Source organism: Streptomyces sp. Da 82-17 (assembly GCF_046098215.1).
Taxonomy (GTDB): domain Bacteria; phylum Actinomycetota; class Actinomycetes; order Streptomycetales; family Streptomycetaceae; genus Streptomyces.
This window is the reverse complement of record NZ_JBJURH010000020.1, coordinates 114,068-134,367: the sequence shown is the minus strand read 5'-3', so window position 1 is coordinate 134,367 and position 20,300 is coordinate 114,068. Positions and strand designations below refer to the sequence as shown.

The 20,300-nt window shown below is 70.4% G+C and carries 17 protein-coding genes and 1 pseudogene; 10 read left to right on the top strand and 8 right to left on the bottom strand.

The window, feature by feature from the left end; all coding sequences use genetic code 11:
• The first annotated feature begins 79 nt into the window (after positions 1-79).
• Both ACIDOF_RS28805 and ACIDOF_RS28800 read left to right on the top strand, forming a co-directional pair.
• Positions 80-1,066 carry an ATP-binding cassette domain-containing protein gene (locus tag ACIDOF_RS28805; RefSeq protein ID WP_409009059.1) on the top strand — a complete coding sequence of 329 codons (987 nt, stop codon included), beginning with the start codon at positions 80-82 and terminating at the stop codon, positions 1,064-1,066.
• Positions 1,063-1,911 carry an ABC transporter permease gene (locus ACIDOF_RS28800; protein ID WP_409009058.1) on the top strand — a complete coding sequence of 283 codons (849 nt, stop codon included), beginning with the start codon at positions 1,063-1,065 and terminating at the stop codon, positions 1,909-1,911. The genes ACIDOF_RS28805 and ACIDOF_RS28800 overlap by 4 nt, the downstream gene beginning before the upstream one ends.
• 53 nt (positions 1,912-1,964) lie before the next feature.
• Here the strand turns inward: ACIDOF_RS28800 and ACIDOF_RS28795 are convergent, their stop codons facing one another.
• Complete coding sequence (locus ACIDOF_RS28795) at positions 1,965-2,243, bottom strand: hypothetical protein (protein ID WP_409009057.1); 279 nt, start codon at positions 2,241-2,243, stop codon at positions 1,965-1,967.
• Positions 2,236-3,117, bottom strand: a complete 882-nt coding sequence (mca, locus tag ACIDOF_RS28790; protein WP_409009056.1) for a mycothiol conjugate amidase Mca — start codon at positions 3,115-3,117, stop codon at positions 2,236-2,238. The genes ACIDOF_RS28795 and mca overlap by 8 nt, the downstream gene beginning before the upstream one ends.
• 142 nt (positions 3,118-3,259) lie before the next feature.
• Between mca and ACIDOF_RS28785 the strand changes: the two genes are divergently transcribed.
• Together ACIDOF_RS28785 and greA are read left to right on the top strand one after the other, a co-directional pair.
• The gene (locus ACIDOF_RS28785) at positions 3,260-3,664 is read left to right on the top strand and encodes a DUF4307 domain-containing protein (protein WP_409009055.1); all 405 of its coding nucleotides are present in this window, start codon (positions 3,260-3,262) and stop codon (positions 3,662-3,664) included.
• A 165-nt stretch (positions 3,665-3,829) separates the two neighbouring features.
• Positions 3,830-4,327, top strand: a complete 498-nt coding sequence (gene greA, locus ACIDOF_RS28780; RefSeq protein ID WP_282515831.1) for a transcription elongation factor GreA — start codon at positions 3,830-3,832, stop codon at positions 4,325-4,327.
• 61 nt (positions 4,328-4,388) lie between these two features.
• On the opposite strand, the gene ACIDOF_RS28775 is transcribed toward greA, so the two are convergent.
• The 3 genes and pseudogenes from ACIDOF_RS28775 to ACIDOF_RS28765 form a co-directional block, all read right to left on the bottom strand.
• On the bottom strand, positions 4,389-7,601 hold the full coding sequence (locus ACIDOF_RS28775; protein WP_409009054.1) for a tetratricopeptide repeat protein: 3,213 nt from the start codon (positions 7,599-7,601) through the stop codon (positions 4,389-4,391).
• 304 nt (positions 7,602-7,905) lie between these two features.
• Positions 7,906-9,933: a thioredoxin domain-containing protein gene (locus tag ACIDOF_RS28770; RefSeq protein ID WP_409009053.1), complete on the bottom strand. Its 2,028-nt coding sequence runs from the start codon at positions 9,931-9,933 to the stop codon at positions 7,906-7,908.
• 181 nt (positions 9,934-10,114) lie between these two features.
• A pseudogene (locus ACIDOF_RS28765) lies at positions 10,115-10,189 on the bottom strand (Uma2 family endonuclease); the annotation flags it as partial.
• Between the two features lie 476 nt (positions 10,190-10,665).
• Between ACIDOF_RS28765 and ACIDOF_RS28760 the strand changes: the two are divergent.
• The 5 genes from ACIDOF_RS28760 to ACIDOF_RS28740 all read left to right on the top strand — a co-directional run bounded on the left by ACIDOF_RS28760 (position 10,666) and on the right by ACIDOF_RS28740 (position 16,071).
• A complete protein-coding gene (locus ACIDOF_RS28760) occupies positions 10,666-11,409 on the top strand; it encodes an NUDIX hydrolase (RefSeq protein WP_409009052.1) in 744 nt (247 codons plus the stop codon).
• Entirely contained in the window at positions 11,410-12,573 is a 1,164-nt protein-coding gene (locus tag ACIDOF_RS28755) for a purine phosphorylase (protein ID WP_409009051.1), read from the top strand.
• A complete protein-coding gene (locus tag ACIDOF_RS28750; RefSeq protein WP_409009050.1) occupies positions 12,570-14,558 on the top strand; it encodes a hypothetical protein in 1,989 nt (662 codons plus the stop codon). The genes ACIDOF_RS28755 and ACIDOF_RS28750 overlap by 4 nt, the downstream gene beginning before the upstream one ends.
• 20 nt (positions 14,559-14,578) lie before the next feature.
• Positions 14,579-15,118, top strand: a complete 540-nt coding sequence (locus tag ACIDOF_RS28745) for a hypothetical protein (protein ID WP_409009049.1) — start codon at positions 14,579-14,581, stop codon at positions 15,116-15,118.
• A 299-nt stretch (positions 15,119-15,417) separates the two neighbouring features.
• Positions 15,418-16,071, top strand: coding sequence for a hypothetical protein (locus ACIDOF_RS28740; RefSeq protein ID WP_409009048.1), 654 nt, complete (start codon positions 15,418-15,420; stop codon positions 16,069-16,071).
• 80 nt (positions 16,072-16,151) lie between these two features.
• On the opposite strand, the gene ACIDOF_RS28735 is transcribed toward ACIDOF_RS28740, so the two are convergent.
• Together ACIDOF_RS28735 and trhA are read right to left on the bottom strand one after the other, a co-directional pair.
• Positions 16,152-16,769 carry a TetR/AcrR family transcriptional regulator gene (locus ACIDOF_RS28735; protein ID WP_409009047.1) on the bottom strand — a complete coding sequence of 206 codons (618 nt, stop codon included), beginning with the start codon at positions 16,767-16,769 and terminating at the stop codon, positions 16,152-16,154.
• Positions 16,770-16,842: 73 nt separating this feature from the next.
• Positions 16,843-17,547 (bottom strand): PAQR family membrane homeostasis protein TrhA, encoded by a 705-nt coding sequence (trhA, locus tag ACIDOF_RS28730; protein ID WP_409009046.1) that lies wholly within the window; start codon positions 17,545-17,547, stop codon positions 16,843-16,845.
• A gap of 275 nt (positions 17,548-17,822) precedes the next feature.
• Here trhA and ACIDOF_RS28725 point away from each other — a divergent pair, with 275 nt between their 5' ends.
• The gene (locus tag ACIDOF_RS28725) at positions 17,823-19,655 is read left to right on the top strand and encodes a phosphoenolpyruvate carboxykinase (GTP) (RefSeq protein ID WP_409009045.1); all 1,833 of its coding nucleotides are present in this window, start codon (positions 17,823-17,825) and stop codon (positions 19,653-19,655) included.
• Positions 19,656-19,836: 181 nt separating this feature from the next.
• On the opposite strand, the gene ACIDOF_RS28720 is transcribed toward ACIDOF_RS28725, so the two are convergent.
• Positions 19,837-20,286, bottom strand: coding sequence for a hypothetical protein (locus tag ACIDOF_RS28720; protein ID WP_409009044.1), 450 nt, complete (start codon positions 20,284-20,286; stop codon positions 19,837-19,839).
• Positions 20,287-20,300 lie beyond the last annotated feature (14 nt).

The window sequence follows — 20,300 nt, the reverse complement described above, 5'->3', positions numbered from 1 at the left end:
CGGCTCGCCCCCGAGCGGGATCAAACCGGCCTACCTAAAATTCGCTTAGGAATTCACCCAAAACACTGGGAGAGCCCACATGCCAGGCGCCATCTACGCCGAGGGGCTGGTCAAGCACTTCGGCGACGTCAAGGCTCTGGACGGCGTCGACCTCGACGTCCCCGAAGGCACCGTCCTCGGCCTCCTCGGGCCGAACGGCGCGGGCAAGACCACCACGGTCCGCTGCCTCACCACGCTCCTCACGCCGGACGCGGGCAAGGCGGTGGTCGCCGGGATCGACGTCCTGCAGCACCCCAACGAGGTCCGCCGCTCCATCGGTCTCTCCGGCCAGTTCGCCGCCGTCGACGAGTATCTGACGGGCCGCGAGAACCTGCAGATGGTCGGCCGCCTCTACCAGATGAAGGCCAAGGCGGCCAAGCAGCGGGCCGACGAACTCCTGGAGCAGTTCAACCTCGCCGACGCCGCCGACCGCCCCTCCAAGACGTACTCCGGAGGCATGCGCCGCCGCCTCGACCTCGCCGCCGCCCTGGTCGTCAGGCCGCCGGTGATGTTCATGGACGAGCCCACCACCGGCCTCGACCCGCGCAACCGCCAGGCCCTCTGGGAAGTCATCAAGGACCTGGTCGGCGGCGGTACGACACTGCTGCTCACCACGCAGTACCTGGAGGAGGCCGACCACCTGGCGCACGACATCTGCGTCGTCGACCACGGCCGGGTCATCGCCCGCGGCACCTCCGACCAGCTCAAGGCCAGGACCGGCGGCGAGCGCGTCGAACTCGTCGTGCACGAACGCGACCACATCGCGACCGCCGAGGAGGTGCTGCGCGGCTTCGCCAAGGGCGGCGGCGCCACCGCGGTCGAGGAGCACACCCGCAAGCTGACCGTGCCCGTCACCGGCGGCGCCAAGCTGCTCGCCGAGGTCATCCGCGAACTGGACGCCCGCGGCATCGAGATCGACGACCTCGGCCTGCGCCGCCCCACCCTGGACGACGTGTTCATCTCCCTCACCGGCCACGCGGCCGAGACGGAGGACGCGGCGGGCGACGCGAAGGAGGACGCCAAGTGAGCGCAGTGACCGAGCCCCTGAAGCCCGGCGCCCCGGCGGCCGGCGGCGGCATCACCGGTTCCGTACGGGACTCGCTGGTCGTCGCCCAGCGCAATCTGATCCGGATGATGCGGATCCCGGAGATGGTCATCTTCGGCCTGATCCAGCCGGTGATGTTCGTCGTCCTCTTCACGTACGTCTTCGGCGGCTCCATGAAGATCGGCGCCAGCACCGACGCCGGTGTCTACAAGGAATTCCTGATGGCCGGCATCTTCGCCCAGACCGTCACGTTCGCCACCGCGGGCGCCGGCGCGGGCATCGCCGACGACATGCACAAGGGACTCATCGACCGCTTCCGCTCCCTGCCGATGGCGCGCGGCGCGGTGCTCACCGGCCGCACCCTGGCCGACCTGGTGCAGACCGCACTGACTGTGGCCGTGCTCGCGGTCGTCGCCCTGCTCGTCGGCTGGCGCACCCACACCAGCATCGGCGAGGTGCTCGCCGCCTTCGGGCTGCTCCTGCTGCTCGGCTACGCCTTCACCTGGGTCGGCGCCCTGATCGGCCTCTCCGTCCGCACCCCGGAGGCGGCGACGTCCGGCGGGCTGATCTGGCTGTTCCCCGTCACGTTCATCTCGAACGCGTTCGTGGACTCCGCCAACATGACGCCCTGGCTGCGCCATGTCGCCGACTGGAACCCGTTCAGCGCCACCGTGCAGGCCTGCCGGGAACTCTTCGGCAACCCCGGCGTCTCGCAGTCCGACGCCTGGCCGATGCAGCACCCGGTGTGGGCGTCGCTGATCTACTCGGTCCTGATCATCGCGGTCTTCCGGACCCTCGCCGTCCGCAAGTACCGTTCCGCCGCCTGACGGCACGACAACGGGCCCCGGTGCGGACAACGCGCCGGGGCCCGGTCGTACGGCTACTTCTTCTCGCCGCTCTCCGACGCCGCCGCGGCCGCGCCCTCCGGAGCCGCGCCCTCCGGAGCCGCGCCCTCCGGGGCCGGGGCCTCCTCGAAGTTCACGCGGCCCATGTGCCGGTTCATCGACTTCATCAGCATCCACACGCCCACGGCGAGAGCCGCGAACACGATGAAGCCGAGAACACCGGGGGTGACCTTGTCCTCGTCGATCTCCTTGGCCAGCGGGACGAGGTGCGTCATGGCCAGATTGGCTGCTGCGCTTGCGCTCATGTCAGGCATTGTCCCGGATGCCCGCGAAGAGGTCGTCCTCGGGGAGGGAAGTATCGACGAGCGACTTCGCCAGCTCGTACTCCTCCGTCGGCCAGACCTCCTTCTGGATCTCCATCGGGACGCGGAACCAGCCGCCGTCGGGGTCGATCTGCGTGGCGTGCGCGATCAGCGCCTTGTCCCGGATCTCGAAGAAGTCCGCGCACGGAACGTGCGTGGTCAGCGTGCGCTCCTTGCGCTCGAACTCGTCCCAGCGCTTCAGCCAGTCCCCGTACGGCGACTCCAGGCCGCGGTCCAGGAGGGCGTTGTGCAGCGCCTCCGTGCGCGGCCGGTTGAAGCCCTGGTTGTAGTACAGCTTCTGCGGCTGGAAGACCGGCCCGAACTCCGACTCCGGGAACTTCTCCGCGTCCGCCGCCCCCTCGAAGGCCACCATCGTGATCTTGTGGGTCATGATGTGGTCCGGGTGCGGATAGCCGCCGTTCTCGTCGTACGTGGTGATCACCTGCGGGCGGAACGAGCGGATCTGCTTGACCAGCTCCCCGGCCGCCTTGTCCACGTCCTCCAGCGCGAAGCAGCCGTCCGGCAGCGGCGGCAGCGGGTCGCCCTCCGGCAGACCGGAGTCGACGAAGCCCAGCCACTCCTGCTTGACGCCGAGGATCTCGCGCGCCTCGTCCATCTCCTTGCGGCGGACCTCGTGGATGTTCTCCTCGATGAACTTGTCGCCCTGGAGCTTCGGGTTGAGGATGGAGCCCCGCTCACCGCCCGTGCAGGTCACCACGAGCACGTCCACCCCCTCGGACACGTACTTGGCCATGGTGGCCGCGCCCTTGCTCGACTCGTCGTCGGGGTGCGCGTGAACCGCCATCAGTCGCAGCTGCTCAGTCAAGACTCGATCCTCATGTGTTCGGCGCCCTCGGTCAGGGGGCGGCCCTCGGTCCTCGGGTCAATCGGGGGGCTTCTATAGTGACCGAAGAGGGGCCCCGATAATTCCCGGACCCCCGACCCCGAGCCACCCTGAGAGGCCGATCATGAGCGCGGTGCGCGAACAGCTCCCCGAGGGCCGGTACGGCCGCTCCGCGGACGCCCGCGCCGACCGCAAGCTCAAGATCGTCGGCTCCCTGCTCGGCGTCCTGCTGCTCGGCGTCCTCGGCTGGATCGGGTCCGACTACATCGCCGGCAAGAGCGCCTTCAGCGGCGAGCTCATCAAGTTCAAGGTCGCCTCCGCCACCGCCGTCGACGTCCACCTGGAGATCCGCAAGGACCCCGCCGTCTCCGGCACGTGCACGCTGCGCGCCCTCGCCGAGTCCGGCGCCGAGGTCGGCCGCAAGGACGTCGCCTTCGAGCAGCGCGAGGACGTCGTCAACGAGGTGGTCACCCTGCGTACGACCGAGCGCGCCACGGCCGCCGAGCTGGTTTCCTGCGACGCCCGCTGAACACGCCGCTGACCTGCTCAGACAGGTTCTCGACGGTTTGCGAGCGGAAAACGTCCTCCCCCTTTTGCCCCTGAATTGTTAGGCTCGTGGTTTCGCCCACCCGTTAGGGAACATCCTTCTGGGTAGGGCGATGATTTGTATTCCCAGTACCGACGAGGAGCACCTGTGACCCAGACCAGCGACAACGTCACCTGGCTGACCCAGGAGGCGTACAACCAGCTCAAGGCCGAGCTGGAGTATCTGTCTGGTCCCGCGCGCACCGAGATCGCCGCCAAGATCGCGGAGGCCCGCGAGGAGGGCGACCTGCGGGAGAACGGCGGGTATCACGCAGCCAAGGAAGAGCAGGGCAAGCAGGAGCTCCGCGTGCGCCAGCTCACGCAGATGCTCGAGAACGCCAAGGTCGGCGAGGCGCCGGCCGACGACGGCGTGGTGGAGCCCGGCATGGTCGTGACGATCGCCTTCGACGGCGACGAGGACGACACCCTGACCTTCTTGCTCGCCTCGCGCGAGTACGCGTCGGAGGGCACCACGACGTACTCGCCGCAGTCCCCCCTCGGGCAGGGCGTGAGCGGCAAGAAGGTCGGCGAGGAGGCGGAGTACGAGCTTCCCAACGGGAAGATGGCGATGGTGAAGATTCTCGAGGCGAAGCCTTACCAGGGCTGAGCTTGACGTTCTTGTGCCCCGGCACGTGGGGTCTGCACCGCGTGCCGGGGCACAGGCGTGTTCAGCCCGTGACCGGGACGCCCATGACCTCCCGCGCCTGCCTGTTCGGCACCATGCCCAGGCGCCAGGCCTGCCAGCCCGTGTCCAGCTCTATGCCGCGGTCGAGCATCAGGGCGTACGCCGGGAGGTAGCCCGCCAGTTCCGGGTCGCGGGCGGGGTGCGTCGCGGCGGTGAGCTGGGCGAGTTCCTCCGCGGCGACCGCCGTGCCGATCTCCGAGCCGCCCGGTGACGCGTACGGCAGGAGCGTGCAGCGCAGGAAGCGGGCCCAGTCCTCGCCGCGCCGGTCCCCGTACGAGACGAACAGGGCCGCCGCCTCGTCGCAGAGCGCCAGGGCCTGCTGGGAGCGGGCGTTGCCGGCGTCGACGACGGCCAGCTCCAGGCACGTCCACGCCTCCCCGTGGGCGACGCCGATGCGCTGGAAGTCGGCGCGGGCGTCGACCAGGAGCTGGCGGGCGAAGCCGGAGTTCCGCAGCGAACCGGTCTGCGCGGCGCGCTGGTCGCGGGTGACGCGGGCCGAGTGGTGGCGGGCGCAGGCCAGGCCGTACACGTCGCGCATGCGGGAGAACATCGTGCGGGCGCGCTCCAGTTCGCGGACCGCCTCGGTGAGGTCGCCGGTCTCCTCCAGAGCCTGGCCCAGGTGGTACAGCGACCAGGCCTCGCCGCGCGCGTCCTCGTTGTCCCGGTGCCGGGCGACCGCTCCGCGCAGCGCCTCCACCGCCGCCGACGGGTCGCCGTCGACGAGCCGGGCGCGGGCCAGCTGGGTCAGCGCCCAGGCCTCGCCGCGCGGGTCCCGGGTGCTGCCGTACAGGTCGAGGGCCGCACGCAGCTCCTCCTCCGCGCGCGGCACGTCGCCGAGGCGCAGCCGGACCTGGCCGAGCTGGAAGTGCGCCCAGGCCTGGCCGTGCACCGACTCGCTGGCCCGGTGCAGGTCGAGGGCCGTGGTGAGCAGCTCCAGGGCCTCCGCGATGTGCGCGCGGTCCCGCTCGACGGCGGCGAGGGCGTGCAGGTTCCAGGCCCGGTCGCCCGCGAGGTGCTCGGCGGACTGCAGGTCGAGGGCCTCCCGCAGCTTGGCCGCCGCCTCCGTGAGCTGGCCCTGGTGGTGCAGGGTGATGCCGAGAGAGCCGAGGGCGCGGGCGGCGCCGGCCTCGTGGTGCGCCTCGAAGTACAGGTCGACCACCGAGGACAGCGTCGTACGGGCCTTGTCGAGCTCGCCGAGCTGGCGGGCCGCGATGCCGGTGCGCCACTGCACGGAACGGCCGAGCAGGCCCTGCCCGACGGCCTGGCTGAGCTCGCTGATCTCGCCCAGGCGATAGAGGTCGCCGCGCAGCAGGCAGTAGTCGCAGAGCGCGCCGAGGAGGCCGAGGACCGCCTGCTCGTCGACGCCCTCCGCGTGCCGCAGTGCCGCCGTGATGAAGCTCGACTCGTCGTCCAGCCAGCGCAGCGCCGCGTCCAGGGACGTGAAGCCGTGCGGGCCGACCTTGCCGGCGTGGAAGGACGTGTCGGCGCGCGTCGACGTCTTGCCGTCGACCAGCCGGATGACCGAGTCGGCGAGCTCGGCGTAGTTGGCGATCAGCCGCTCCTGCGCGGAGGTGCGCTCGGCCGGGTCCTCCTCGTCGGCGAGGCGGGCGTGGGCGAAGGCGCGGACCAGGTCGTGCAGGCGGTAGCGGCGCCCGCGCACATGGTCGACGAGGCCCGCCTCCGCGAGCGCCGTCAGCTCCCGTTCCGCCTCCCGCTCGTCGGTGTCGAGGAGCGCGCCCGCGGCGGCTGCGCCGAGGGAGGCGCGGCCGGCCAGTGCGAGGCGGCGGAGCAGGCGCCGCGCCGGTTCGGACAGGTCGGTGTAGCGGAGCCACAGGGCCCGCTCGACCGGCTCGACCGGCCCGTACTCAAAGAGCGCCGCGGCCAGTTCGCGGGCCGTGCGCGGGCCGAGCGCCGACCCGGCGACGCGCAGTGCGAGCGGCAGGCCCCCGCACAACTCCCGTACGTCATCGGCCGCTTGGGCGTCGTACGGGCCCGAGTCGTCCGCCGCGACCGCGCGCAGCAGGTCCTCGGCGCCCGCCGCGTCCAGGGCCTCGACGGGCAGCTGGTGCACCCAGGCCGGCAGGTCGTCCGGCAGGTCGAGCGGGGCGCGCGAGGTGACCAGGACGAGGCTGTCGGAGCGGTCCGGGACGAGGGTGCGGACCTGCTCGGCGTCGCTCGCGTCGTCCAGGATCACCGTGACCGGCAGGCCCGTCAGATGCTGGTGGTACAGCTCGGTCAGCCGCTTCACCTGCTGGTCCTGCGAGGAGCGCTCCCGGAAGAGCAGCTGCTCGCGCGGGGCGCCGAGCCGGTTCAGGAGGTGCAGCAAAGCGTCCCGGGTCGTGCGCGGCTGCTCGGTGGGGCTGTCGCCGCGCAGGTCCACCAGGCAGGCGCCGCGGAACTGGTCGCGCAGCGCGTGCGCCGCGTGCACGGCGAGGGTGGAGCGGCCGGCGCCGGGCGCGCCGTGCAGCACGACCACGGTCGGCCTGGTCTCCGTCGAGGCGCGGGCGGCGTGCACCCACTGCCCGATCCGCGCGAGGTCCTGCCGCCGCCCCGCGAACGGCCCGTCCGGCTCGGGGAGTTGGGCGAACGACCGCTCCAGTACGCTGCGCCGCCGCGCGGCCGCGCTCTTGTCCGTACGGCGCAGGGGCGTCGGCTTCTTCGTGGGCGTGACGGTGCTCGCGGCGACCACGCGCTGCTGGTCCAGGTACGGGCGGATGCCCCGCACTTCGAGCGCCGTGAGCCACTGCAGCCGCAGCTGCTCGGGGCCGCCCGGCTGGGCGAGGGCGCCGGCCCGGCGGTGGGCGGCGGGGGCGTGGGCGGCGGTCACCTTGGCGACGGTGGCGGCGGCGCCCGCGACGGCCACGACCGCGCCGGCGCCGAGTGCGGTACCGGTGTCCGTGCCGAAGGCCAGGTCGGCGAGGGCCGCCGCGGCGGCGGCAACTGCCGTCACCAGGGCGGGAGTTGCGCCCTCCCGGCCGAGGCGCTGCCCGAAGGACTGCTGTCCGGCCTCGGCCTCGTCGAGGGCGCGGGTGTACGCCGCGTACTCCTCCGCGGCCGACTCGGCCAGGGTGTCCAGGGCGCCTCGGGCGCGGCTCAGGAGGACGTTGCCGTCCGTGCGGCCGCCGGTGCGGCGCACCTCCTCCTCCACGGCCCGAGCCAGCAGGCGTTCCGCCTCGCCCCGATGGGTCTCCCGCATCTCGCGTCCCCCTCCGCGTCTGGGTGATGCGTCAAGTGTGCTGCGTACGGGGGGTGTTGGGGGAGGGGGTTGGGGGGATCTTGAGGTTTCGGGGTGGTACGGGATTTGGTTTTCCCCTACCCGCCCCTTCCCGGAAGCCTGCGGCGCAGTTCGTCCGGATCTCCCGCCGTCGTGGCCGGTCGCGCAGTTCCCCGCGCCCCTGTCGGGGCACGACGGCGGGCCGACAACGCCCCTCGGGAGCCCCTCCGGCGATTGAGGAGCGGGGGTTCGGGGGCGGAGCCCCCTGAGGGTGCGGGTCGGCCGCCTAGCTGGGGCCCAGTCGGGCCCGCAGCGCCTCGACCTCCGTCACCGGCGCGTCGCAGGTGAAGTTGCGGCACACGTACGCCGCGGACTGCTCGCGCACCAGGGGGCGGTCGGCCAGGAGGGGAAGCTCGGAGGAGTCCGGCTCGCCGGCCGCCACCACCGCGCCCGGCGCCGTGGACAGCAGCGCCGCGCGGTGCAGGGCGCGGCGGGCCGGGTCGGCGGGCGGGCCCACGACCGCCACTTCGCGCGGCCCGTCGAGCAGTGCCTCCGCCACCGCGAGCCCGTTCCCGATGAACCGCGGCGCGCGCGGGCCGAGGGCGGTGACCACGCCCAACGCCCGCTCGGCGGCGGTGCGGTGCGGCTCGGATCCGGTCTGCGCCGCGTACGAGAGCAGTGCTCCGGCCGCGGCGGTCCAGCCGGACGGGGTCGCGTTGTCGGTGGGGTCCTGCGGCCGCCGGATCAGCGTCTCCGCGTCGTGGGCGGTGTCGTACAGGGCGCCGTTCTCGCCGACGAACGACGCGAGCACGTGGTCGAGCAGGAATCCGGCGAACTCCAGCCACACGCCCTCCCCGGTGACGGAGGCGAGCGTGAGGAAGCCCTCGGCGACGTCCGCGTAGTCCTCCAGGACGCCGTCGTGCGTGCCGGCGCGGCCGTCCATGGAGGTGCGGACGAGGCGTGCGTCCGGGCCCATGTGCAGCCGTACGAGCAGGTCGGCGGCGCACAGGGCCGTGTCGACCAGGTCCGGGCGGTCGAAGTAGGCGCCGACCTCGGCGAGCGCCGCGATCGTGAGGCCGTTCCAGGCGGCCACCACCTTGTCGTCCCGGCCGGGCCGCGGCCGTTCCTCGCGGGCGGCGAGCAGCCGGGCGCGGATCGAGGCGAGCCGCTCGGAGTCCACCAGGGCGTCGCCCTGCGGGAGTTGGAGCACGGAGGCGCCCTCCTCGAAGGTGCCCTCCGCGGTCACGTCGTAGTGCGCGGCGGCGAGTTCGGCGTCCGCCTCGCCGAGCACCTCGCGCAGCTGCGCGGGCGTCCACACGTAGTACGCGCCCTCCACGTGCTTGCCGCTGCCGTCGTCGCTGTCCGCGTCGAGCGCGGAGGCGAACCCGCCCTCGTTCGTACGGAGTTCACGCACCATGAAGTCCGCGGTCTCCAGGGCGACCCGCTTGGCGAGCTCGCTGCCGGTGGCCCGCCACAGGTGCGCGTACGCCCGGCAGAGCAGCGCGTTGTCGTACAGCATCTTCTCGAAGTGCGGCACGACCCACTTGCGGTCCACGGAGTAGCGGGCGAAGCCGCCGCCCAGCTGGTCGTAGATCCCGCCGCGGGCCATCCGCTCGCAGGTGTCGGCGGCCATCTGCAGGGCGCCGTCGGACCCGGTGCGGGCGTGGTGGCGGAGCAGGAACTCGACGACCATCGCGGCCGGGAACTTCGGCGCCCCGCCGAATCCGCCGTACGTCGCGTCGTACTCCCGGGTGAGCCCGAGCAGGGCCTGGCCGAGCTGCTCCTCGCCGGGCAACTCCGTGCTCCCGTACGGGAGTTCGCGGCCCGCGAGGTCGTGCACGATCTTGCCCGCGACCTCGGCGACCTCGTCCCTGCGCCCCGTCCACGCCTCGTGCACGCCCTGCAGCACCTGCCGGAAGGCGGGCATGCCGTGGCGGGGCTCGGGCGGGAAGTACGTGCCGAAGTAGAAGGGCTCGGCGTCCGGGGTGAGGAAGACGGTCATGGGCCAGCCGCCCTGCCCGGTCGCGGCCTGCACGGCCTCCATGTAGACGGCGTCGACGTCGGGCCGCTCCTCGCGGTCGACCTTGACGCTGACGAAGTGCTCGTTGAGGTACGCGGCTGTCGCCTCGTCCTCGAACGACTCGTGCGCCATGACGTGGCACCAGTGGCACGCCGAGTAGCCGACTGACAGCAGCACGGGCACATCGCGCCGTCGCGCTTCCTCGAAAGCCTCGGGCGACCAGGGCCACCAGTCGACCGGATTGTCAGCGTGCTGAAGCAGATAAGGCGAGGTCACGCCAGCTAGGCGGTTCATGCGATCCAGCCTCTCACGTCACCCAACGCTGACGGGTCAGCCCGCAGCCCTTTGCTTCGCATGGCCGATTTGCCCTCATGCGCCGTCGCGTGGTGAATGCAGATTCTTCTCGAGCCGGTGCCCGGCTGGGAGTAAGAAGTGGACCGGATGGTCGTCGTGAGCCCGAGGGTCTCCAGGCGCCCACGATTCGGTCGGTTGTCTCCGAGCCGGGCGAGACGACCTCGGCCACAAGGATTACATGCTCCGGACGAGTGGCAGCAGCCGCCAGAGTCCTGGCTGGTACGAACTGCAACGACCGCAAATCCTGGGCGGACAGTAAGGGAGGCACGCTGAAGTCATACCAGGCCGAGAGACGGAAGCTACGCCTCCCACCCCTCCACGAACCAGCAGACGCTCTTCGGTGAAACCTCATGAGCTGACGGCGTCCGACGAATCTTGTGCTTACGCATCCCGCGAGCCGCTTTCGTCGGAGCCGCACGCAGGCCGGCTCTTGGAGAGCCAGGGGGCGTCCGGCTCCAAGATCGCCACGAAGGTGTCCCACTTCTCGACACCCCAGTCGACTGGCCGTGGGAGCCGGCCGCCTTCTGCTTTGGGGTTCCCGAAACCGGAACGGATCGGTGGGTCTCGTCGGCCCGATCCGCATGCTCCCGCACCGGCCCCTGGGGCGAACGCGACAGCGAGTTCCCAACCGCTTCTTGTGTAAGTGACAGTAACTGAAGTACCTTGCAATGTATGCGACATGACGAGTGGTCACCTCCGTCTGTCTTGCTGACGGTCGATCTCGTGATCCTGACGCTGCGGGAGGGTAACCTGCACGTTCTCCTGGTGGAGCGGGGCGAAGGCCCCTTCCGCGGTATGCGCGCCCTGCCCGGAGGATTCCTGAGCCACGATGGCGAGGAGATCCTGGATGCCGCTCGCCGTGAACTGAGCGAGGAAACGGCCCTGGCGTCCAGCTGGGTGCACCTTGAACAGTTGGGCGTGTACGGGGAATCCGGCCGCGACCCCCGAGGCCGAGTCGTCTCCGTGGCACACCTAGCGATCGCGCCGGGACTGCCCGACCCGGTCGCGGGGACGGATGCCATCGATGCCGCGTGGGTTCCCGCGCATGCCGTGCTGTCGGGGAGGGTGGAACTCGCCTTCGACCACCGCCGAATCGCAACTGACGGGATCGAGCACGCCCGCACCAAGCTCGAGTTCTCGTCGTTGGCCACAGCCTTCTGCGGGGCGGAATTCACCATCGCAGAACTGCAACAGGTGTACGAGGCTGTCTGGGGCACCGCGCTCGACACCCGCAATTTCTACCGCAAGGTCCGGGCCGCGGAGGGATTCATCATCCCCGTCGGCACGGACCGCAGGAGCACGGGCGGACGGCCCGCACAGCTGTACCGGGCCGGTCCGAAGACCGTGCTGTTTCCACCACTCATCCGCCCCGCACCGCCCGCAACGAAAGAGAACAAGAGAGGGGGAGAGGAATAGATGTCGAAAGGCCCGGTGGTAATTCTCACCGCCCTCAATCTCGAGTATCAGGCCGTACGTCAGAAGCTGGCGAGTCCACAGATGCACCGTCATGAGCGTGGAACTCGGTTCGAAGTGGGAACCGTGCCGGATACGTCGTGCCGTGTCGCACTCGGCCTGACGAGCAAGGGAAACCATTCCGCCGCGGTGATCGCCGAACGCGCGATGCAGGAGTTCTCGCCGGTGGCCGTGCTGTTCGTCGGGGTTGCCGGCGCTTTATGGGACGCCACCAGGCTGGGTGACGTCGTCATGGCGTCACACGTGTACGCGTACCACGGTGGGACGAGCGAGGACGACGGGCTCAAAGCGCGCCCGCGGGTGTGGGAAGCACCGCACGGCATCAGCCAGCTTGCCTCGCATCTGGCCCGCTTGAACGACTGGGCGGATTCCGCCTCCGGTCACGAGGACGCGCCACAGGTTCGCTTCGGGGCGGTCGCCGCCGGCGAGGTCGTCCAGAACTCAAGGATCTCGGCCGAGGCGAAGTGGATCCGGCAGCACTACAACGACGCACTCGCCATTGAGATGGAAGCGGCCGGTGTGGCGCAGGCCGGTCATCTCAACGGGGCTCCGGTGGCCATCATTCGGGGAATCAGCGACCGGGCGGACGGCACGAAGAACAGCGCGGACGACCGCAACTGGCAGCCGCAGGCCGCAGCGAACGCGGCGGCGTTCGCCATCCGGCTGGCGGTGGAACTGGCAGCGGAACAGGAGGAGGCCGCCGTGTCCCGGGAGGGCAGGGCCCGTTCGGAGGACCGGCCGAGCCAACGCGTCAGCAACACCGCTCACAACAGCACCATCGGCATCATGGCCGGCTCGGTCACGGGCAGTAGCGTTCACATGAACACGGCTCCGCAGGAGTTCGGCCCGATGAGCCTGGTCGCGAATCTCAACGATTTCCGCGGAAGTTTGAGGCGGCACCATGCTGAAGGCATCCTCGACGAGGACACGTACCGGGAGGCCCTGGCCGACCTGGACTCCGCCCTCCGGTCGGCCGGGGGAAACACCACGGATTCGTCGAAGCGGGTGACCATGATGCTCAGGAGACTGCGCGGACTGGTCGTGGAGTGCCCTGCGCTGGTGGCCGAGCTGACCCCCTTGATCACCACAGCTGGTGACCGGGCATGAGCGACAGCGGCAGTGTCACGTACGGCTCGGTGGCGTACGACTCCACCGTCGGGATCCAGGCGGATACCGTACATAACTCCAACGTCTACTTCGTCCACCCAGACGCTTCGCCGCAGGAGAAGTACAGGGTGGGCGTGCGGCTTCTGGAAGACGGAATTCCCAGCCGTGCCCGCGAAATGATCACGGACGCGATCGCCCACGGATACCACAACGCGGAGGTTCGCTTCCACTGGGTGCTTGCCATGCTCAGTGCACGCACCTACCACGACCTCAGCGTCGAAGAGGTCCAGCGGCTGCGCCACGCCTCCGGGCTCGTGCGGGCCTACGCCGAGGACGAGTGGAAGGACGCCCTGCGCGTCACCTTTGACCTGCTGGCGGCGCTCGGCACCGCGAGCGGAGCGACCGGACCTGTACTGAAGCAGTTGCAGGACCTGCCGTCCCGCCAGCATGATGCAATCCTCCGCCACCTCGACCTCATACTCACTGGCGGGCTGAAGGATGACCTGTGGGCGGAGACCCTCGAACGGGCTGGGGCAGAGCGCTTCGGCAACGACCGAGTCGGACGGGTTTGGGCCTATTTCGAGCCCTCCCCAATCGGGGCGCGTGCCGTACGCCCCCGCCTGAGCACTGATGCCGCTGCCGCTGCCCGGGCGGCCCTCCCGCTCCGGCTCGTCCTGTTCATGGTCAGCAGTGCGGTCCTCGTGGCCCTGGCATGGATCGTGAATCCGGCCGAGGCGGTCTTCGAGTCACTGATGGCACTCGGCGCGGGCCACACCGCGGCCCGCTACGGCGTCCAGTGGTGGGGCCGGGAAACCCTGCCGGACCACGCGGTCGGGGCCGGCACCCCACAGCCGCACGGTCCTGCACCTGCCCAGGACGGGTTCACCAAACGCGTCCACAGCAAGTTCGATCACTACTTCAGCGTCCGCACACCCCACGGATTCACCCCGGAAGCCTGGCTCGCACACACCGCTGAGGTCCGCAGCGGCCTCGCCGCCGAGATCGCGGACCTCTACCGGGAGAGCCGGATCAGTGTGGACCGGGTCACCTGGCTGATCCGGTATCTCGCCGAGGAGAGCAGGAACCGCCACAACAACGGCACCCTATTCGATCGGCACCGCCAGGACCGGACGCCGGTCAGGACGAAGGCCCTGACCGTGGCAGCCCTCGTTGTTCTCGGCACCGTGGCTCTGTCAGCGTTCGGCACGGCGGCGTCGGGCGCTTCCCAGCCGCGGCCACTGTGGGCTTTCCTAGCCTTGCTCGGTGCGATCTGGTCGGGGCACACGGCCGCTCAGCTGTGGCTGGAGTTCCGGCGTGAAAGACACCGCATGGCCCGGGAGGCTCGAGAGTACCAGGAGGAACTGGCCGCACGGCAGAAGGCTCATGAGCGGTGGAAGGCATTCTTGGACAAGACCCGCCCCAGCGAGCGGGAGATGGAGACCTGGCTCACCTGCGACAAGACCTTGTTCGTGGACGAGGCGCTGCGGCACCATCGGCTCACATGGCGGGACCTGATCACGCACACCATCCTGGTGGCCCCGGCGCGCCCCTACAGACGAGCCCGGGTCCGGGGCGGCCCGTGGCGGTACTCGCACTACGTCATTCGCCTGTTCCTGTTCACCCGTGACGGCATCCGTGAGATCAGCGCCGAGGTCAACTTCGTCGACTCGACGCGCAGGAACGAGCAGCGGAGCAACTACCGGTTCGACGCACTGTCCTCAGTGCAGGTGACGGAGAACGCGGATGTCGGCTATGACCTGGAGCTCGTCCTCACCAACGGACCAACCCGGAGGATCCGTGTCAAGGACGCCGATGCCCATCAACTGGCACCAGACGAGAGCGCCCGGGAGATTTCCGAGATCAGTCTCAGCGCGGCGGGCTTCACTCATACTTTCCGCCTCCTGGAGGGGATCGCGGCGGACGGAAAGGACTGGATCGAACGGCACAACCCCGACGATATGACGCCATTTCAGGTAGCCGACTGATCCTGGAATCGAGCACAGGGATGGCTGTGACCTCTATGGACGATGTCACCGAGAGTAAAGTTCTGCTGGCCGAGTACGACCGCCTCAAGGAGGAACAGAAGACTCGCATAGGGTTCCGCGACAACCTGCTCTATTTCACGCTCGCCGCGGTCACCGCGGTCGTGGCGGTCACCGTCCACAGCGGGCAGCCCCGACTCTTGCTCTCAGCCCCCGCGATCTGCCTGATCCTGGGCTGGACCTACTTGGTCAATGACGAAAAGATCTCGGCGATCGGCTGTTATCTCCGCGACCAACTGGGGCCGCGCCTGGGGGAACTCTCCTCCGCCCGGGGCGCGGTGTTCGGCTGGGAGGTCTACCACCGGAACGTTGCGGGCCGCACCATGCGCAAGCGGCTTCAGACCGCGGTGGACCTATTCACGTACCTGACCCTGCCCATGGTCTGCACGATCGCGTTCTGGAGTTCTCTCACCGCTCAGCCCTTGCTCGTGCTCATTTCTCTCGTGCAGACGCTCGCCTTGACTGTATTGGGCTGGCAGTTCCTGCGCCGTACGGAGCGATAGCGCCAGGCCCCCGCCGGGCACGCGTACGACACCTTCGGCCTCTGGGTGCGAGTCGAACTCCGCTGCACCGACTGCGAGTTGGCCAGGCGGTTCATGTCTCCACCTTCGCACGCCCGCGGGTCTTCACGCACCGTGGCCGGGACGTGTCACCGCGTACCGGTGCGGAAGGGGCGCAGGAGTGCCCTGCCGCAAGGGAGTTGGGGCGGGCGTTCCTATCCTTGCCCGGCAAGCCGATCACGCGCCGGCTGCGCTCGATCGGGGCCGGCGTGACGGGTGGAGATCGAAAACTGGAGACGCACGTGTCCCGCCGCATGTTCAGCCGCACCACCGTCCGCACCGCTCGCCGCAGCCGGGCGCTGCGGGCCGCCGCGCCCGTCGCCGTCCTGGCCCTGGCCCTGACCGCCTGCGGCGGTTCCGGGGAGGAGCCCGCCGACAAGGCGAAGGAGAGCGCGTCCTCGGACAGCAAGCCGAAGGGCGACAGCCCCGCGGGCGGCGAGGCCGAGGCCGGTCCGCTGAAGGCCGGTGAGTCGGTCACCGCGCCGTTCAAGGAGGACGACGCGAAGATCACGTACGACATCGCCGCGCAGAAGGTCGACCTCAGCACCGAGGCCGAGGCGCAGAAGATGGTCAAGGACCCGAAGGACGCCAAGGGCCTCGTCGCGGCCACCGCGCACGTGAAGTTCACCAACAAGTCCGGCGGTGTCGTGGCGAGTTCGCCCGACGTCGGCATGGAGACCGAGATCTACGCGGACGGCGTCCGCGGCGGGCTGCTGATGTTCGCCTCCGAGGACGCGCCGGGCTGCGACGACACCGTCGACATCGAGAACTGGAAGGCCGGGCAGAGCTACACCATCTGCCAGACCTACATGGTCCCGGCGGGCGCCAAGAGCATCGAGGTCCGCTGGCCCGAGGAGGGCGGCGCGACGCACACCTGGGCCTTCCCCGCGGAGTAGCACCCGAAGCAGCACCTGGGCGTTCCCCGCGAGGTGGGGAGCCGGGCGGCGGGGGCCGCGAACCCCGGCCCCGCCGCCCGCTACAGCCCGTCCTCGAAGGCGTCGAACGCCTCGTCCACGAGGCCCAACAGGTCGTCCGCGCAGTCGTGTTCGGCCCAGTACAGCGTCGTCTCGACGAGGGAGCCGACGACGGCCGTGGCGAGGACGCGGCACTTCAGGTCGTCCTCCGGGCGGCCCGTGCGGGCGGCGATGATCGCGCCGAGGGCGCGCCCGCAGGCGGACCGCGAGTCCATCAGCCGGGAGCGCACGGCGGGCACGTCGCGCAGCAGCCGGGCCCGCAGCAGCAGGTCGGCGCGGACGTCCGGGGCGCCGTCGAGGGCGGCCCGCAGCTGCTCCCGCACCACGTGCCGCAGGGACCGCAGGACCGGCTCCCCGGCGGGCCGGGCGCGCAGCGCGGCCTCGGTCGCCTCGTCCTGCTCGTCGGAGAGGACGATGTCCTCCTTGGCCGGGAAGTACCGGATGACGGTGGAGGGCGAGACCTCGGCGGCCGCGGCGATCTGCTCGACGGTCGTCGCCTCGTACCCGCGCGCCGCGATCAGCTCGTACGTGGCCCGGCGGATCGCCGCGCGCGTCTTGATCTTCTTGCGCTCGCGCAGGCCGGGCCTGGCGGGGGAGGAGGCGTGGTGCGTGGCCGTCATGGGGCCCATTCTCCCGCCCGCGCGGCCGGGCCCAGGCGTACGGGTTCAGCCGTACCGGTCCAGCCGTGCCGGCTCAGCCGTGCTGGTACGCGACGAGCGAGATGCCGACGTAGTGCACGACGAACGCGGCGAGCGTGAACGAGTGGAAGACCTCGTGGAAGCCGAACCAGCGCGGTGACGGGTCGGGCCGCTTCATGCCGTAGATGACGCCGCCCGCGCTGTAGAGCAGCCCGCCGACGATCACCAGGACCAGGACGGCGATGCCGCCGGCGCGCATGAAGTCCGGCAGGAAGAAGACGGCGGCCCAGCCCATCGCGATGTAGCAGGGCGTGTAGAGCCAGCGCGGGGCGCCGACCCAGAAGACCCGGAACGCGATGCCCGCGAGCGCGGCGGCCCAGATGCCCCAGAGCAGCCACTGGCCCTTGGACTCGGGCAGGAGCAGCAGCGTCAGCGGGGTGTAGGTGCCCGCGATGATCAGGAAGATGTTGGCGTGGTCGAGCCTGCGCAGCACGGCGGTGGCGCGCGGGCCCCAGTTGCCCCGATGGTAGACCGCGCTCACGCCGAACAGCAGGCAGGCGGTCAGGACGTAGATCCCGCAGGCGATGCGGCCGCGGGTGGAGTCGGCGAGCGCGGTGAGGACCAGACCGGCGATCAGGACGGCCGGGAACATCCCGGCGTGCAGCCAGCCGCGGAGCTTCGGCTTGACGGGGTGGGGGAGCGCTATGGGCGTCGGCCCGCCGGTGCTGGGGCCGGGGGACGGGAGGGCAGGCGCAGTCATAGGCGGCATGGTAGCTACGGGCCCGTAGGTTGCGTGTCAGAGGCCGGAGGCCAAGATCATCAAGAGGGGTTCGCGCAGGTCCGCGTCCGGTGGCCGCAGAGTGGGGATGCTCACTTCTGCTCAGTTGTGCGACCCTCTGGACATATGCGCACTCGGGTCGGATGATCAAATGAGTGCGGTCGGCACCGGATGAGCAGCCATGACGCATCCGGGTCGCAGCCCCCACGGGGCATACATGAACAACCCCTCATACGCCCCCTCATCAAGGAGCAATCGTGGCGCGCGACAACGCGGCTCCCAGCACCGCCCCGACCAACCACCGGGAGCTGATCTCCTGGGTCGACGAGATCGCCGAACTCACGCAGCCGGACCGGATCGTCTGGTGCGACGGCTCGGAGGCCGAGTACGAGCGCCTGGCCGAGGAGCTCGTCGCCAAGGGCACCTTCAAGAAGCTCGACCCGATCAAGCGCCCCAACTCGTACTACGCGGCCTCCGACCCGACGGACGTCGCCCGCGTCGAGGACCGCACGTTCATCTGCTCCGAGAAGGAGGAGGACGCGGGCCCGACGAACCACTGGAAGGCGCCCGAGGAGATGCGCGAGGTCTTCCGGGGCAAGGAGGGCAACGGAGGCATCTTCCGCGGCTCGATGCGCGGCCGCACCATGTACGTGGTCCCGTTCTGCATGGGCCCGCTCGGCTCCCCGCTCTCCGCGATCGGCGTCGAGATCACCGATTCGGCGTACGTGGCCGTCTCGATGCGCACGATGACCCGGATGGGCCAGGCCGTCCTGGACGAGCTCGGCGAGGACGGCTTCTTCGTGAAGGCCGTGCACTCCCTGGGCGCCCCGCTCCAGGAGGGCGAGGCGGACGTCCCGTGGCCGTGCAACTCCACCAAGTACATCTCGCACTTCCCGGAGTCCCGCGAGATCTGGTCGTACGGCTCGGGCTACGGCGGCAACGCCCTGCTCGGCAAGAAGTGCTACGCGCTGCGCATCGCGTCCGTCATGGCCCGCGACGAGGGCTGGCTCGCCGAGCACATGCTGATCCTCAAGCTGACCCCGCCGCAGGGCGAGTCGAAGTACGTCGCGGCCGCGTTCCCGTCGGCCTGCGGCAAGACCAACCTCGCGATGCTGGAGCCCACGATCTCCGGCTGGACCGTCGAGACCATCGGCGACGACATCGCCTGGATGCGCTTCGGCGAGGACGGCCGCCTGTACGCGATCAACCCCGAGGCCGGCTTCTTCGGCGTCGCGCCCGGCACCGGCGAGCACACCAACGCCAACGCCATGAAGACCCTGTGGGGCAACTCGGTCTTCACCAACGTCGCGCTCACCGACGACGGCGACGTGTGGTGGGAGGGCATGACGGAGGAGACTCCGGCCCACCTCACCGACTGGAAGGGCAACGACTGGACCCCCGAGTCCGGCACCCCGGCCGCGCACCCCAACGCCCGCTTCACCACGCCCGCTTCGCAGTGCCCGATCATCGCGCCGGAGTGGGAGGACCCGAAGGGCGTGCCGATCTCGGCGATCCTCTTCGGCGGCCGTCGCGCCTCGGCCGTGCCGCTCGTCACCGAGTCCTTCGACTGGAACCACGGCGTCTTCCTCGGTGCGAACGTCGCCTCCGAGAAGACCGCCGCCGCCGAGGGCAAGGTCGGCGAGCTGCGCCGCGACCCGTTCGCGATGCTGCCGTTCTGCGGCTACAACATGGGCGACTACATGGGCCACTGGGTCGACGTCGCCAAGGACAAGGACCAGTCGAAGCTCCCGAAGATCTACTACGTCAACTGGTTCCGCAAGAACGACGAGGGCAAGTTCGTCTGGCCCGGCTTCGGCGAGAACGCCCGCGTCCTGAAGTGGATCGTGGAGCGGCTCGACGGCCGCGCGGAGGGCGTGGAGACCCCCATCGGCGTGCTGCCGACGCCTGCGGCGCTCGACACGGAAGGCCTCGAACTGGCCGACGCCGACCTGGAGTTCCTGCTCACGGTCGACAAGGAGGTCTGGCGCGAGGAGGCGGCGCTGGTGCCGGAGCACCTGAACACGTTCGGCGATCACACGCCGAAGGAGCTGTGGGACGAGTACCGCGCACTCGTGCAGCGCCTGGGGTGATTTTTTAGGGGCGCGGGGAACTGCGCGCTCAGCCACCGAAAAGCCGCAGTCGCATCTGCTCATGCACCAGGCAGATGCGACTGCGGCTTTCGTCGTGGCTGGTCGCGCAGTTCCCCGCGCCCCTTACGGGGCACGTAGGTGGCGCCCGGCCCGAAGCCTCCCCGGCTGCGGGCCGGGGCCGTCAGTGGGCGGCGGCCGCGGGCTCCCGGTCCCGCAGGGCTGCCGTGTGCGCGTCCATCCGCTCGGCGGCGAGGATCGCCGCGGCGGTGTCGGCGCGGGAGGCGGCTACGACCAGGGCGCGGCCCGCGAGCGCGTGCGCACGCCGGTGCAGACCTGCGACGTACGGCTCGTGGATCGCCGCCGCCACCGCCGACCGGGCGGGCGCCGCGCCGCCGCGCAGCCGGGCGATCTGCCCGGCCAACTGCTCGGCCGCGTCGGCCAGTTCCGTGGACGGGTCCATCGCGCGCAGCTCGTCCGTGACGGCGAGCAGGGCCGCGAGATGTCCGGCGAGCTGGATGTCCAGCTCCTCCTCGCGGGAGCGGTGCGGGAAGTCCTGACCTCGGCTCTGCCCGCGGCTCTGTCCCCGGCCGGCCATCGCGTGGACCGACTTGTGGCGGATCGGTTCGTACATGGGACGGCCTCCTG